Below are 13,325 nucleotides of genomic sequence, written 5' to 3'. Positions count from 1 at the left end.
GCGCGAACGATCTGATTTTAAGCCCCATTCTTCGTGAGTGGGGCTTAATTTTTATGGCCGAAATGTGGCAACTTGTCGGCAATGTTGCCCTCTTTTCTCAAATATGTGTTTTTTGCGACACAGAGAGGTGAGCTCCTCATTTAAAACATGCATTTTACCGCAGAAGGCGCTTGTAAGACGAGGGCTCCTTCCCCAATTGTGGGCGGCACGGGCGTTAACGCTCGCAAAAAAATGACTGTCTAACAAAGGGATTAGGATCAATGAAAACACTTCTCCTCGCTTCCGCCGCTGCTTTGGCTACTGTTGCTGGTGCTCAGGCTCAAACCGCTGAAGGTCAATGGCATTTGGGTGGTGGTTACTCTCTGTTTGACGCCGATGGCGGCAATCTGAGCGCGATCACTGCACGTGGTGGTTACGACTTCAACCCATACTTCGGCCTGGAAGCCGAAGGCTCAATCGGCATCAACGAAAAAGACGCGACTTTCGCGGGCGTCGATGTTGATTACAAACTGGAATATGCTTTGGCGGGTTTCGCTAAAGTTCAATACCCCTTCAACGAGCAATTCTCTGTATTTGCCCGTTTGGGTTACGGCACGGCTGAGATCGAAGCCTCTGCAAAAGCTGGTAACGCTGTTGTATCTGCGGACGGCAATGCTGACGGTGTGATTTACGGCGCTGGCTTCGAGTGGGCATTTGCGGGTCCTAACGCTGTGCGTTTCGATTACGCGCGTCATGACTATGAAGACGATGCTGAGTTCGATCAGTGGGGCGTGTCTTACGTTCGCCGCTTCTAAGTTAAACCTCGCTTGAGGTTGCGTATCAAGGCTCCGTCCATTGACGGAGCCTTTTTCGTGTGTAGGTTGATCAAATTTATGACAATTCTGTAAATGCGCGCATTTTCTCTTGTTAGGCGTTTTCCCGTAATTCATAAACCGATGAGTCGTTTTCGGCTCATTTTTTTATTAGGGGGATCCTATGAAAGCTTTGATGTTGGCGTCTGCCGCAGCTGTTTTGGTCTGTGCAGGGGCTCAAGCGCAAGAGTCTAAAGGTGAGTGGCATTTGGGTGCAGGTTGGTCATACTTTGATCAGGATGTTGCAAAAGTTCACGCTGTCACCGTACGTGGCGGCTATGACTTCAATGAGTATCTCGGTCTGGAAGCTGAGGGCTCTTTGGGCGTCACGGATGAAACATATTCCGGTTCCGTGACTTATGCGGGCAATACCGCGACGGGTTCGATTGATATCAAGCTGAAGCATACAATCGCAGCTTTCGCAAAAGTTCAATATCCGTTGAACGAGCAGTTTTCTGTATTTGCGCGTTTAGGTTATAGCCGTGGTAAGGCTGAAGCTGATGTGGACGGGACCGTGAATGGTACTGCGATCAAGGGTTCTATTTCAGATACCAGCGACGGTGTTGCTTATGGCGCGGGTGTGGAATGGGCCTTTGCCGGCCAAAATAGCGTCCGCTTTGACTACACACGTCATGACCATGATAATAATGTTGAGCTGGATCAATGGGGCGTATCTTTCGTACGTCGCTTCTAAAATCTGGTCTTCTTGAGGCTGAGTTTTACACCCCGCAGGTTTTACTTGCGGGGTGTTTTTATTGGGCTAAGGGCCTGCGACACTTGGGTGTGAGATTGTAGCGCTTAAGGCTTGCTTATGAGAATTAGTCGCATAAACTGGCATCATGAGCGAGATTCTATCTTTTCAGAACCCGTCATCCGGCCGCGTCGCGGCTTTTATGGCGAAGGAGCATGAGCGGTCACCGGTCACGGAGGCCGCTCTGGAGTGGCTGGAGACCCAAGGCCATGTTGTGGCCTATTGGCGCGATCTCTTGATCAGTGAGGGCGGCGACGATCAAGTGATCGCGGTTCTTGATCGTCATGCCGACTTTTTAAGATGGGCGCGATTGCGACGGGACTAAGCCGTGACACTGCGCAATCGGATGAAATGCTCATCCCAGCCTTTGTCGTGATCACTAAGAAGGCCCAGGACTTTATCTTGGCCCAGATCTTCCCAACCGGTATGCGTCAAGGTCAACAGCGTGCCTTGGGCAAGGGGCTCTAACGTCCATTCGCATTGGGTGATGATCCCGTCTAGATAGGGATGGGTGAAGGTGTGAACCAAGCGCTTGGGCGGATCAAAAGCCAGGACGTCTCCGGTGATGACGCGCTCGCCTTCGCGGCCATAGGAATTGGTGACGAGGGTGTAGGGGCCATCGGCTTGGATATCGGCTTCGCCCTTCATAAACCACAGGGCCAAGCGATCGGCTTGGGTGAGAAAGCTCCAGACATGGTGAGGTGGGGCTTTCAAGATCAGGGTTTTAACGATTTTCATCACGGTCATAAGAGGTCTCCACAGCGGTTTTGAGGTCAGCCAAACGCTGATCCCAGAAATGATCAAAGAAGCTGAGCCAGTCCGCAGCCTGGGCCAGAGGGGCAGGGGTGAGGTGGTTGAGGCGTTCACGTCCCTTTTTTTCGGTAGCGATGAGTTGGGCGTGTTCCAGAATGTCGAGATGCTTCGCAACCGCAGGGCGGGTCATCTCGAAATGCTCGGCGATGTCATTGACTCTTAACGGGGCCTTGCTCAGAAGTTTTAAAATCGCGCGCCGGGTGGGATCGGCGAGCGCACGAAAGACGGGTTGATGAGTATCGAGGTGTAGCATGATATGTAACCTTTCAGTTTCGTATAAATAAAACCTTTTGGTTTCCTGTCAAGGGGCTGCGTTCGGGCTGAGCGGGTGTCTTGCGTTCGCGCTGCGAAGACGCAATATTCCATGAGGAAGGCTGGCGCGGACGAGCGCCTCGCCAACCCGGTCAGGTCCGGAAGGAAGCAGCCGTAACGAGTTTTCGTTCGGGTCGCGTCCAGTCTTCCACCGCTTTTGCGCCAGTTCTTGATTGGCCAACTGCGCCCCATCCTCTAGCATGGGTTCAAACGCGAAAGAGGAGTGTCGTGCGCCGTGAGCGAGGAGCCCTTAGCTTCCCCCCCTGATGACAGCCATGACGGGCCCGGACCCGATGACATCGCTTTGCCTGGCTTTGAGGCTCCGGCCTTGGGCGGTCATTCTGGCCAAAGTGATCCAGGCTATCAGGTGTTGGCGCGCAAATATCGCCCGCAAACCTTTGAAGATTTGATCGGTCAAGAGGCGATGGTGCGCACCTTGACCCATGCCTTTGGCGCGGGCCGGATTGCCCAGGCCTATATGCTGACCGGCGTGCGCGGTGTGGGAAAGACCACCACAGCGCGTTTGATTGCGCGCGCGCTCAATTATGAAAGCGATCAGGTCAACGCGCCCAGTATGATTTTAACCCCGCCGGGGCGTCATTGCGCGGCGATTGCCAAATCCTCTCATGTCGATGTGATGGAGATGGACGCTGCCTCGCGCACCGGTGTGGGCGATATGCGCGAGATTTTGGACAGCGTGCGCTATGGCCCGGTTTCGGCGCGCTATAAAGTCTATATCATCGACGAAGTGCACATGCTCTCTACTGCGGCCTTCAACGCCTTGTTGAAGACGCTAGAAGAACCTCCGCCCCACGCCAAATTTATCTTTGCCACCACAGAAATCCGTAAAGTACCGGTGACGGTGCTGTCGCGCTGTCAGCGCTTCGATTTAAAGCGGATTGACCGCGATGTGCTGGCCGATCATTTGGGCCGGATTGCCCAAAAAGAAGGCGCTGAGATTGCGCGCGATGGTCTGATCGCCTTGGCACGTGCCGCCGAAGGCTCGGTGCGTGATGGTTTATCTTTGCTGGATCAAGCGATTGTCCAGGCCGAAGGCGATGGCCCGGTCAGCGAAGCTCAGATCCGCGATATGCTGGGCCTGGCCGATCGCTCGCGGGTGTTAGATCTGTTAGACGCTGCGCTTGAGGGCCGAGGGCCAGAGGCGCTGAAAGAAGTGCGCCACCAATATGATAGCGGCGCTGATCCGGTCGTTTTGGTGCGCGATCTGCTTGATTATCTGCACGCTATGGCGCGGGTCAAAGCGGCGGGTGATGCGGCGGATTTGGGCGAGTCGGTCGAAACGACCGCGCGCCTGGCCCGCATGGCGCAGGCGCAGTCTTTGGGCGCGCTGGCCCGGCTTTGGAAGATTATGCTCGGTGGGCTGGATGATGTGCGCGCCGCGCCTGATCCCGTGGCCGCCGCCGAGATGGTTGTCATTCGCTTGATGGCCGCAGGCGCAATGCCCGGCCCGGAAGAGGCCGCGCGCCTTCTTGCTGGCTTGCAAAATGGGGCAGTTCAGATGACGCCTCAGGCCACCGGGGCACCGCCCCAGGGGGAGGCCCCGCCGGGTCCTGATCCGCGCATGGCGGACCCGGCGCAGCCTGAAGATCCGGGCGCGGGCCTCACTGGACCCACCACTTTGGAAGGCTTGATCGCCATGCTGGCCGAGGCCCGCGATCTGGAGATGAAGCTGAATGTGGAGCGCTGTGTGCGTCTGATCTCCATGAAGCCGGGTCAGCTGGTCTTCCAGCCGACGAAAACCGCACCGCCCAATCTTGCCAATGAGTTGTCGCGCTTTTTACAAGATGCCACGGGCCAAGCCTGGATGGTTTTGGCCGAGCGTCAACGCGAGGGCGGTGAAACCCTCTATGAAAAGCGCGAGCGTGAAGCGCGTGAACATATGGAACGCGCCGCGCGCGATCCCGTTTTAGTCAAAGCGATGGCGCTGTTTCCCGGCGCAGAAATATTATCGGTAGAGGCTATGCCCGCGCCCGTTGAAGCCCCAGATGAGGATGAAGCGGGATCACGCGATGGCCATCCCCCCTTACAGGAGCAATATCCATGAAAGACCTTGCCGGTTTGATGAAGCAAGCCCAAGAAATGCAAAGCAAAATGGGCGAAGCGCAAAAACGTCTTGATGATGCGACCGTAACCGGTGAAGCCGGGGCGGGCTTGGTCGCGATCACCATGTCGGCTAAGGGCGATCCCAAGTCGGTGATGATCGACAAGGTGGCGATTGATCCCAATGAAAAAGAAGTGCTGGAAGATTTGATCCTCGCCGCGCTTCATGATGCCAAGCGCAAGGCCGATCAGGTGCAGCAGAAAATCCTCTCTGAAGCCACGCAAGGTCTGGGCTTGCCACCGGGCATTGATCTGCCCTTCGGTAAGACCTTGTAAGCACGTCTGAGAACGCCCTCTTTCCCAATGGCCCTGCCGGTTTAAGCTGGCAGGGCTGATTCGTATGGGGATAATGATGTCTGCCGCTTCTGGTCCGGAAATTGAACGTCTGATCCAATTGCTTGCTAAACTACCTGGGCTGGGCTCGCGTTCGGCGCGCCGGGCTGCGCTTTATATGTTGCAAAAGCGCGAAGCCTTGATGGAGCCCTTGGCGGCGGCAATCCAAGAGGCGGCGGACAAGATCCGGCCTTGCGGGGAATGTGGCAATCTGGATGTCAGCGATCCTTGCGCGATCTGCCGCTCGCCGGGCCGCGATATCACCAGTATTTGCGTCGTGGAAAGTGTGGGCGATTTGTGGGCCTTGGAGCGCGCGGGGGCCTTTCGTGGACGCTATCATGTGCTGGGCGGGGTCTTATCTGCGCTCGATGGGGTCGGGCCTGATCAGCTCAACATCCCCAAACTTCTCGAACGCGCGGGCCGCGAAGATACCCAGGAAATTATTCTGGCGCTCAATGCCACGGTCGATGGTCAAACCACGGCCCATTATATTTCCGATAAGCTTGAACATGCCGGGGTCGGCGTCACCTCGCTGGCGCGCGGGGTGCCGGTCGGCGGTGAGCTGGATTATCTCGATGAAGGCACGCTCAGCGCGGCGTTTAAAAGCCGACGTTAGCTATCGCCTAAAGCTACTCATAAATTAACAAAAAGGTTTGTCCGCGTAGGCGCTTTTCGATAACGAGGCGTCTTATTGGATTTTTTTTGAGTGGCACACCCTCATGACGGACAGCTCAACTCAGCGTTCATCCCTGCCGCGTTTGACGGGTTCGGCAATTCCTGAGGCCATGCAAGCGCAATGGATGGCGATAAAATCACGCGCGCAAGGTTTGATGGCCTCACAGGCGCTTGAGGTCGTCTATGATCAACACGCCCAGGATATGGGTGTGCTATATTGTTTCGAGCATGCGCCTGCTCTGGCTGTGCTAGGGCCTGATCTTGCCCCGGCCTTCCAATCGCGCGAGCTTTGCAAGCCTATTCAGGATGTAGCCGGATTTCGCGCGGCTGTGATCGAGCTGGGCTATGCCTTTCACGGCGAAGATTACCTCTTCGGCTATGATGACGAGGACGCTAAGCGTTTATGTGAAGATGGTGATGTGCGTACGCTTAATGCCACTGATCAGGGGGTGTTTGAAGCCTTTGAAGCCCAATGTTCAGAAGATGATCTTGATCAAGGCTTTGTCGTATTGGATCACTGGATGGTGAGGGGGCTTTTCATCCAGGGGCAATTGGTAAGCATCGCCAGCGCTTATCCCGATGGGGATGGGAAAATTGCCGACATTGGCGTGATTACGCACCCTGATGCGCGCGGCAAGGGCTATGGTGCGCGCCTGGTGCGGGCCATCGCTCAAGCGATTACTGCAAAAGGATATGTCCCCCAATATCGCTGTCAGCTTGACCATATCGCCTCTATAGGGCTGGCGCGTGCCGCTGGGCTTTCGCGTATTGGGACACTGGATTTTATTTTAGATCTAAAGGGCTAAGGGCCTGAACGCAGCTGCGCCCTTTGTCATCCTAGACCCCGGCGCAAGGCCGGGGCCGTGCGGTTTTCATGCCGGGGAAATCCTTACTTACGATGCGGATCGAATACGGGCTCCCGGCCTTGAGCCGGGCCCCATGCAGGCTCTGATAGCAAAGCCCTTAGGGATGGTTTTAGCGTTAGCTTGTCCTCCCCTGTTTACGGGGGAGGTGGCCCGTTAGGACCGGAGGGGGCATGCCAGTCGGGGGCACTCAATTACTGTCATCCCGGCCTTGAGCCGGGATCTATAGTGTTCTCTGCCACACTCAAGAAACGCTCATCCTGGAGCCGCGAAGCGCCCCTCCGGGAACTAATGAGCGCGCCATTAAGGTCCATAGATCCCCGATTAAATCGGGGATGACATGTTTTAGGGGTTTTATATCAGCTCCTTGAGCCGAGATCCCTGACTAATCCCCTGCTGGCACCAGACGAATAATGCGCCCCTCGGCGTCATCAATCAGAGCGTAGAGATAGCCATCCGGTCCGGTGCGCACATCGCGGATCCGCTCGCCCAACTCATCAAATAATAACTCCTCGGTGGAGATGATGCGATCGCCATCCAGCTCAAAGCGCTCGATCTTTGAACCCGCTAAGGCCCCGACAAACAGATCGCCCTGCCATTCAGGGAAGGCTTCGCCCTGATAGAAGGTCATGCCAGAAGGCGCGATGGAGGGCACCCAATACCAGATCGGTTCGACCATACCGGGGCCTGTGCGATCTTCGGTGATGATCTCACCAGAATAATCAATGCCATAGGTGATCAGGGGCCAGCCATAATTGGTGCCGGGGGTGATGATATTGATCTCATCCCCGCCGCGTGGGCCATGTTCATGCATCCAGATCGCCCCGGTATCAGGGTGCAGCGCCAGGCCCTGGGGGTTGCGATGGCCATAGCTATAGACCTCTGGCGCGCCATTTACGCCGTCTGCGAACGGGTTATCGGCCGGGATTGAGCCATCGGGATTGATCCGGATCAGCTTGCCAAAGCTTACCTGGGGATTTTGCGCTTCTTGCATGTGGATATAGCCCTCTCCGATGGAGAGGAGGAGGGTGCCATCTCTCATCACTGCAATACGACCCCCGAAATGAAGAGCACGGCGTTTGTCGGGGTGGGCGGTGTAGATAATCTCAACCTTCTCAAGAGCATTGGCTTCGATATTGAGGCGGGCTTTGGCCAGGGTGGTATGATTATTGTCCGCATCGCCTTGGGCAAAGCTGAAATAAATCATACCGCTTTCGGCAAAATCTGGGGCCAGGGCAATATCAAACATGCCCGCTTGACGCGAGACAAAGGCTTCAGGTGTGTTGGCCAGGCGTGGTTGAACGACACCGTTTTTGATCAGGCGCATAAAGCCATCGCGCTCGCTGACCAATAAGGTTGTCTCATCAATAAAGGCCAGGCTCCAGGGGAAGGCGAGACCCTCGGCGACGGTTTCAATCTGGAAACGGGCCTGTTCGCTTTCGATCACATCTTGTGCGAAGCTGGGCGCGCTGACACTTAAAAGGCTGAACGCTAAGAGTGCTGATTTATACATAGTCTCTCCCCTGATCTGGTGAGGGGAGAATAACGCGAAGGCGTCGCCGTTTCAGCCCACGTGCACGGTCCAAGCGATCATATCTGCGTGAGGATTATGACTTCGCACTGAGCTGCGCGGCCATGGCGGCTCCCATCAACTGGAAACGGCGATCCAACCGGCGTTCAAACGCCGCCGTATGGGCCCAGCGCCCGCGCAATTTCTTGACGCCTTTGGAGACGACACCGGGGAGGTGATCACACATGTCTTGCGCCAATTCCATGCCATAAATGCGTGCCGCGGCCAGGCCGGGGGCCAGCATGCGCCCCTCCATCAAGGGCATTTCATAACTGGTGTAATACTTCTTATACGCACAATCGCCCTTGCCCAGATCAATGCGGGTGATGCCTTGACGGCCTACGGTTTCAATCAGGCCATGCAGCAGTAATAATCCGGGTGAAACTTTAGCAAATTGTGGATTATAGGCCGGAAACCAGGAATGGTAGACATCCCCGGCGGCAATCCCAAACTCAACCGCCGCCACAGTGTCGCCAAAATAGAGCGAGGCGACGATGCCCTTTAAGGTCCCAAACCGGCGGCTCGCCAGATCGCTTAGCAGCTGGTCGACCCACTCGATCGCGAAGAGATCAAGCTTGCCCGACATTTGATACTGGCGCGATTTCCAGGCTTTAAGCGTTTGAAACGCCGTGCCTGTGGCATCGCCCAGCTCAACGCGCATCGGGCCAAACTCAGCTTCAGCTTTACGAAGGCGGCGGGCCATTTTCTTGAAATGATCTTTAAAACGCGCACTTTGCGCGGCGAAATAACATTGCGCGCCTTTAGAAAGGTCAATCACTGCCGACCCCGCCCGTTGACGCACGCCGCTGGGTATCGGGCCCGTCCAGTTATTGAACACCATCGCGCTGGCCTTCATATGCGAGAGCGCGGCCTCGGGATCAAGGGTCAAACCCGGTTTCGCAACCAAGCCTTGATAGTCAGACATTGGGGCCGCGATGGGGCGCACAATGCCGCGCGCAGGGGCATGAAAGGGCAGAAATCCCACTGGTTTTTGCTGATCTTCAAGGAGCAAAACTCGGCAATCAGTGCGTACGCGCGCCACTGCCTGGGCAAAATCCGGGGTCAAATAAGGACTGATCAGCTGACCGTTCGGGGCCGCATACTCCTGCCATAGCGCTAGATCGCGGGTCTTTAAGTCTTGAATTGAGACATTAAAATAGCGCATCAGCTGGTTTTCCTTTCACTTGAGAGGCGTTATGCAAACCTCTTGCCGAACGTGAAAAGATGTGCGAAACATAACGAGAACAAGGATTGGGGTGCAGGATGGACGGGTTGAATGTGGCATATCTTCTGATGGGCGCAGCGATGCTGGCGAGCTTTGCGATCTTGCTTGCCTATGGTTTTCTGCGCGAAGGTCAGATGAAGAGCCTCAATGCTCGTCTGGAGGACGTACAGCGCCAGTTGCGCGAGACCGAAATCTTAAAAGCGCAATCAGAACAAGCCCATGCTGTGGCCGAAGCCAAAGCCTTGCGTGTTGAAGGCTTAGAAGCGCGCTTAGAGGAGGAGGCCGAACGTCGTCAGCGCGCCGAAACCCGCGCCGCAGATTTAGAAGCGCGCGCCAGCCGGATCGAAACCCTTGAAAACCGCGTGCAATTAGAACTCGATGAGCGCCGAAAGGTGGAAACCGAACTGGCTCGGTTGAAATCTGAAAGTGAAGAGCGCCAAAAGGGGTTTACCGAGAAGTCCGAGGCCCTGACCCAATTGCGCGGTGAGATCGAAGAACGCCTCAAAGTTATGGCCCATGATGTGTTGGGCGAGAGCCAGAAACGCTTTTTTGAGCAGGCCCAGGAAAGTTTTAAAGTTCAGGCCGAGCATAATCAGGTTGGCGTCAAAAGCCTGGTTGAACCGATCCGCGAGCGCTTGGACGCGTTTAAAACCAAAATCGAAGGCATTGAAAAAGAACGCGCCGAACATCGTGGCCAGATGGAAAGCCAAATTGGCAAATTGTCTGAAGGTCTCGCGCGTCAACATCAAGAAACCACCAAGCTGGTGCATGCCCTGCAGCGCTCCTCCACGACGCGCGGTCAATGGGGCGAACGCACGGTTGAGAATATCCTAGAGCTTGCGGGGCTCACCAAGGGCATTGATTATGAAGGCCAGCACCAGACCCGCACCGGGGAGGGGGATGCCCTGCGCCCTGATTTCGTGGTGCGCCTGCCTGGTGGGGGCCGCTTTGTCATTGATTCCAAAGTCGCCTTGAGCGCCTATCTCGATGCCGTTGAAGCGCGCGATGATACTGCGCGCAAAGATGCGCTACGCCGTCATGCCCATCAGGTGCGCACCCATATGAAGCAGCTCGCCAAAAAGGATTATGCCAAGCATGTCGATGGGGCGATCGACTTTGTGGCGCTGTTTATTCCCGGTGAGAGCTTTTATTCTGCGGCGGTGGATGAAGATCCGGGCCTTTTTGATGATGCCATTGCGGCCGGGGTGATTATCGTTACGCCAGCAACATTGCTGGCGCTGTCTAAGGCGGTGTCCTATGGCTGGAACCAACAAGCCCTGGAAGCCAATGCCAAGCAGATCTCAGCCCTGGGGGCGGAAATTTATGATCGTCTCTCAACCTTTAGCGATCATTTGGGCCGTGTGGGTACGGGGCTGAAAACGGCCACCAGCAATTATAATAAGGCGGTGGCCTCCTTAGAGGGCCGGGTGCTGGTCTCAGCGCGTAAGATGTCGGATTTAAACGCCACCTCAGGGGTGAAGGCGATTGAAGCCCCGGTTCAGGTGGAAGATGCGCCCCGCCAGGTCAGTGTAACCGCTTCGCAAGACACTGAAGGCTAGGCTGTGTGCACCAAGGGTGAAGTCCCTTGAAAGGCAAGGGCGCTGAGATTAAGTTATATTCATGGCTATTCGAGACATTTTAACCGTTCCTGATCCGCGCTTGAAGCTCGTCTCTGACCCCGTTGACGGGGTTGATGATGATCTACGCGCCTTGATGGATGATATGCTGGAGACGATGTATGCTGCGGATGGCATTGGTCTTGCGGCAATCCAAGTGGGTGTTGCAAAGCGCGTGATCGTGATGGATCTCTCCGGTCCTGAAGAGCGTGCAGAACCGCGCTATTTTGTTAATCCGGTGATCACGCCCTTAACCGAGGATGTGCGGCCCTATCAAGAGGGGTGTTTGTCGATCCCCGATGTTTATGATGAGGTTGAGCGCCCGGCCAAGGTCAAGCTTACCTATCTCGATTACGAGGGTGAAGCGCGCGAGGAAATCGCTGAAGGCATGTTCGCCACCTGTATCCAGCATGAGATGGATCATCTGGAAGGCATTGTCTTTATTGACTATCTCTCGCGCCTGAAACGCGAACGCGCGGTTAAGAAGGTTCAAAAGCTGGTCAAGACCCGCTCCGACGCGGCTTAGCCCTGTAACAAGGCCTGCATGGCCTGACGCATAGATCGTTTAAGCCTCTAAGCCTCGCTAGGGGCATCGCTAGGGCGCAGCCAATCCCCTATCGCTTGAAACACAAAATCCCCAAGCTTGGCTTGGGGATTTTGTGTTTTCAAAGCCTTATAACTTAGTGTTCGGTCGTCTTGCCTTCGACCTGGTCTTGCAGGCTTGGGCCATCACATTGGCCGTGATGAGCGACGCTAACACCGGCCCCGGCGGCTTCGCACGGGTTTGAATAGGTTTGGCCATTACATCCGCATACTGGATTATATTCCCGGGTGCAGGCGAAGGTCCGTTCTTGGCAGGTGCCCATCTGATCAGCGGCCCCGCAATGGGCGGTTGGCTCATAGCGGCAATAATCAGCAGGGTTAGAACACATCTTACCCATTAGCCCGCCGCAGGTTTCTGCGTTTGCAGGCAGTTCAGTGCCAGCAAGCGGGGGATCAACCGGTTCTGGGGATGGGCTGGACACGGGTGCGGCGCAGGCCGCCACGAAAAACATCACTCCAAGCCAAAAAGCGCGCATAATCCCCTCCACGGTGTTGCGATTACTTTGGTATGCCATAAGGCGATCCGGGAAGAAACGAAGAAATGGGCGCTGTGTTCCATGGCCGATAATATGCATGCGAGGCTCCCAGGGGTGCGGGCCTGGGCTTGGCAGGGCGCGCTTGGGGTTTTAAGCGATAAGGAAACTAGGAAGGAAAGAGAACATGAGCCTACGTTTGGCCTTTATGGGTACACCGGATTTTGCGGCCGCCTCGCTGGCTGAAATTGTCGGCGCGGGCCATGAGGTTGTGCGGGTCTATTCCCAGCCGCCGCGAAAAAAGGGCCGTGGGATGAGCGAGCAGAAATCCCCTGTTCATGCGCTGGCCGAACAATTCGGGTTAGAGGTTCATACCCCGGCCTCTTTGCGTGATCCTGATGTTCTTGGCGATTTTGCCGCCTTAGAACTGGATGTGGCCTGCGTCGTTGCCTATGGCCAGATCTTGCCCCAGGCGGCGTTAGATGCGCCTGAGATGGGCTGCCTCAACCTTCATGGCTCGCTATTGCCGCGCTGGCGCGGTGCGGCTCCTATTCAGCGCGCGATCATGGCCGGTGATGCGATGACGGGGGTGCAGATCATGCAGATGGAGGCCGGGCTCGATACTGGTGCGATTTTGCTGTCTGAAATTGTTCCGATCACAGCGCAAGATACGGCCGCAACGCTTCATGACCGGATGATGGGTATTGGGGCCCAGTTGTGGCCGCGCGCTCTGGCGGCCTTGGAGCGCGGTTCTTTGGAAGCGGTGGCGCAAAGCGAAGAGGGGGTGAGCTATGCCCACAAAATCACCTCTGAAGAGGCGCGAATGGATTGGTCGCGCCCCGGCGGCGATCTCGTCAATCATGTGCGCGGCCTGTCGCCCTTCCCCGGGGCCTGGTTCATGATGGACAGTGATAAAGGCCCCGTGCGGGTTAAGCTGTTAATGGCCGAAGCCGTTGCGGGCGAGGGCTCGCCGGGCACGGTGCTGGATGATCGCATGACGATTGCCTGTGGGTCTGGCGCGCTGCGCCCGGTGCGCTTGCAGCGTGAAGGCAAGGGCGCGATGGATCTGGAGACCTTTTTGCGCGGCAATAATATACCCAAAGGTAGCCAGCTATAATC

The 13,325-nt window shown here is 56.0% G+C and carries 15 protein-coding genes and 1 other RNA gene; 11 read left to right on the top strand and 5 right to left on the bottom strand.

Annotated features, from left to right (window positions below):
- The first annotated feature begins 260 nt into the window (after positions 1 to 260).
- From H151_RS0102110 to H151_RS0102100, 3 genes are all read left to right on the top strand, one after another.
- Positions 261 to 794, top strand: a complete 534-nt coding sequence (locus H151_RS0102110) for a porin family protein (protein ID WP_019959972.1) — start codon at positions 261 to 263, stop codon at positions 792 to 794.
- A gap of 181 nt (positions 795 to 975) precedes the next feature.
- Positions 976 to 1,545 (top strand): porin family protein, encoded by a 570-nt coding sequence (locus H151_RS0102105; RefSeq protein ID WP_019959971.1) that lies wholly within the window; start codon positions 976 to 978, stop codon positions 1,543 to 1,545.
- Between the two features lie 145 nt (positions 1,546 to 1,690).
- A complete protein-coding gene (locus H151_RS0102100; RefSeq protein WP_019959970.1) occupies positions 1,691 to 1,927 on the top strand; it encodes a hypothetical protein in 237 nt (78 codons plus the stop codon).
- On the opposite strand, the gene H151_RS0102095 is transcribed toward H151_RS0102100, so the two are convergent.
- Together H151_RS0102095 and H151_RS0102090 are read right to left on the bottom strand one after the other, a co-directional pair.
- Entirely contained in the window at positions 1,924 to 2,349 is a 426-nt protein-coding gene (locus H151_RS0102095; protein ID WP_019959969.1) for an SRPBCC family protein, read from the bottom strand. The two genes, H151_RS0102100 and H151_RS0102095, sit on opposite strands and share 4 nt — an antisense overlap.
- Positions 2,327 to 2,668, bottom strand: coding sequence for an ArsR/SmtB family transcription factor (locus H151_RS0102090; RefSeq protein WP_019959968.1), 342 nt, complete (start codon positions 2,666 to 2,668; stop codon positions 2,327 to 2,329). The genes H151_RS0102095 and H151_RS0102090 overlap by 23 nt, the downstream gene beginning before the upstream one ends.
- Before the next feature lie 114 nt (positions 2,669 to 2,782).
- On the opposite strand from H151_RS0102090, the gene ffs reads away from it, so the two are divergent.
- From ffs to H151_RS15200, 5 genes are all read left to right on the top strand, one after another.
- Positions 2,783 to 2,881: signal recognition particle sRNA small type (gene ffs, locus H151_RS17285), an RNA gene on the top strand.
- Between the two features lie 81 nt (positions 2,882 to 2,962).
- Entirely contained in the window at positions 2,963 to 4,792 is a 1,830-nt protein-coding gene (locus H151_RS0102085) for a DNA polymerase III subunit gamma/tau (protein WP_019959967.1), read from the top strand.
- Positions 4,789 to 5,124 carry a YbaB/EbfC family nucleoid-associated protein gene (locus tag H151_RS0102080; RefSeq protein ID WP_019959966.1) on the top strand — a complete coding sequence of 112 codons (336 nt, stop codon included), beginning with the start codon at positions 4,789 to 4,791 and terminating at the stop codon, positions 5,122 to 5,124. The genes H151_RS0102085 and H151_RS0102080 overlap by 4 nt, the downstream gene beginning before the upstream one ends.
- Positions 5,125 to 5,197: 73 nt before the next feature.
- Positions 5,198 to 5,797 carry a recombination mediator RecR gene (gene recR, locus H151_RS0102075; protein ID WP_026353767.1) on the top strand — a complete coding sequence of 200 codons (600 nt, stop codon included), beginning with the start codon at positions 5,198 to 5,200 and terminating at the stop codon, positions 5,795 to 5,797.
- 103 nt (positions 5,798 to 5,900) lie between these two features.
- Positions 5,901 to 6,662: a GNAT family N-acetyltransferase gene (locus H151_RS15200; protein ID WP_083918369.1), complete on the top strand. Its 762-nt coding sequence runs from the start codon at positions 5,901 to 5,903 to the stop codon at positions 6,660 to 6,662.
- Positions 6,663 to 7,104: 442 nt separating this feature from the next.
- On the opposite strand, the gene H151_RS0102065 is transcribed toward H151_RS15200, so the two are convergent.
- Positions 7,105 to 8,232 carry a PQQ-dependent sugar dehydrogenase gene (locus H151_RS0102065; protein ID WP_019959963.1) on the bottom strand — a complete coding sequence of 376 codons (1,128 nt, stop codon included), beginning with the start codon at positions 8,230 to 8,232 and terminating at the stop codon, positions 7,105 to 7,107.
- A 94-nt stretch (positions 8,233 to 8,326) separates the two neighbouring features.
- Entirely contained in the window at positions 8,327 to 9,454 is a 1,128-nt protein-coding gene (locus H151_RS0102060; RefSeq protein ID WP_019959962.1) for a GNAT family N-acetyltransferase, read from the bottom strand.
- Between the two features lie 98 nt (positions 9,455 to 9,552).
- Here H151_RS0102060 and rmuC point away from each other — a divergent pair, with 98 nt between their 5' ends.
- Positions 9,553 to 11,073 (top strand): DNA recombination protein RmuC, encoded by a 1,521-nt coding sequence (rmuC, locus tag H151_RS0102055; protein WP_019959961.1) that lies wholly within the window; start codon positions 9,553 to 9,555, stop codon positions 11,071 to 11,073.
- Between the two features lie 61 nt (positions 11,074 to 11,134).
- Positions 11,135 to 11,656, top strand: coding sequence for a peptide deformylase (def, locus tag H151_RS0102050; RefSeq protein WP_019959960.1), 522 nt, complete (start codon positions 11,135 to 11,137; stop codon positions 11,654 to 11,656).
- Between the two features lie 154 nt (positions 11,657 to 11,810).
- Here def and H151_RS15195 read toward each other — a convergent pair whose 3' ends face one another.
- Positions 11,811 to 12,209, bottom strand: a complete 399-nt coding sequence (locus tag H151_RS15195; RefSeq protein ID WP_083918438.1) for a Kazal-type serine protease inhibitor family protein — start codon at positions 12,207 to 12,209, stop codon at positions 11,811 to 11,813.
- A 184-nt stretch (positions 12,210 to 12,393) separates the two neighbouring features.
- Between H151_RS15195 and fmt the strand changes: the two genes are divergently transcribed.
- Positions 12,394 to 13,323, top strand: a complete 930-nt coding sequence (gene fmt / locus H151_RS0102040; protein ID WP_019959958.1) for a methionyl-tRNA formyltransferase — start codon at positions 12,394 to 12,396, stop codon at positions 13,321 to 13,323.
- The last annotated feature ends 2 nt before the right edge of the window (positions 13,324 to 13,325 follow it).

The sequence above is a fragment of the Woodsholea maritima DSM 17123 genome (assembly GCF_000382325.1).
GTDB classification, from domain to species: domain Bacteria; phylum Pseudomonadota; class Alphaproteobacteria; order Caulobacterales; family Maricaulaceae; genus Woodsholea; species Woodsholea maritima.
The sequence above is the reverse complement of the archived record's forward strand: the minus strand, read 5'-3'. Positions and strand labels throughout refer to the sequence as shown.

Excerpts from the sequence above, each read along its gene's own strand:
- H151_RS0102110 (WP_019959972.1), top strand. The coding sequence starts at position 261 with ATGAAAACACTTCTCCTCGCTTCCGCCGCTGCTTTGGCTACTGTTGCT.
- H151_RS0102105 (WP_019959971.1), top strand. The coding sequence starts at position 976 with ATGAAAGCTTTGATGTTGGCGTCTGCCGCAGCTGTTTTGGTCTGTGCA.
- H151_RS0102100 (WP_019959970.1), top strand. The coding sequence starts at position 1,691 with ATGAGCGAGATTCTATCTTTTCAGAACCCGTCATCCGGCCGCGTCGCG.
- H151_RS0102095 (WP_019959969.1), bottom strand. The coding sequence starts at position 2,349 with ATGACCGTGATGAAAATCGTTAAAACCCTGATCTTGAAAGCCCCACCT.
- H151_RS0102090 (WP_019959968.1), bottom strand. The coding sequence starts at position 2,668 with ATGCTACACCTCGATACTCATCAACCCGTCTTTCGTGCGCTCGCCGAT.
- H151_RS0102080 (WP_019959966.1), top strand. The coding sequence starts at position 4,789 with ATGAAAGACCTTGCCGGTTTGATGAAGCAAGCCCAAGAAATGCAAAGC.
- recR (WP_026353767.1), top strand. The coding sequence starts at position 5,198 with ATGATGTCTGCCGCTTCTGGTCCGGAAATTGAACGTCTGATCCAATTG.
- H151_RS15200 (WP_083918369.1), top strand. The coding sequence starts at position 5,901 with ATGACGGACAGCTCAACTCAGCGTTCATCCCTGCCGCGTTTGACGGGT.
- H151_RS0102065 (WP_019959963.1), bottom strand. The coding sequence starts at position 8,232 with ATGTATAAATCAGCACTCTTAGCGTTCAGCCTTTTAAGTGTCAGCGCG.
- H151_RS0102060 (WP_019959962.1), bottom strand. The coding sequence starts at position 9,454 with ATGCGCTATTTTAATGTCTCAATTCAAGACTTAAAGACCCGCGATCTA.
- rmuC (WP_019959961.1), top strand. The coding sequence starts at position 9,553 with ATGGACGGGTTGAATGTGGCATATCTTCTGATGGGCGCAGCGATGCTG.
- def (WP_019959960.1), top strand. The coding sequence starts at position 11,135 with ATGGCTATTCGAGACATTTTAACCGTTCCTGATCCGCGCTTGAAGCTC.
- H151_RS15195 (WP_083918438.1), bottom strand. The coding sequence starts at position 12,209 with ATGCGCGCTTTTTGGCTTGGAGTGATGTTTTTCGTGGCGGCCTGCGCC.
- fmt (WP_019959958.1), top strand. The coding sequence starts at position 12,394 with ATGAGCCTACGTTTGGCCTTTATGGGTACACCGGATTTTGCGGCCGCC.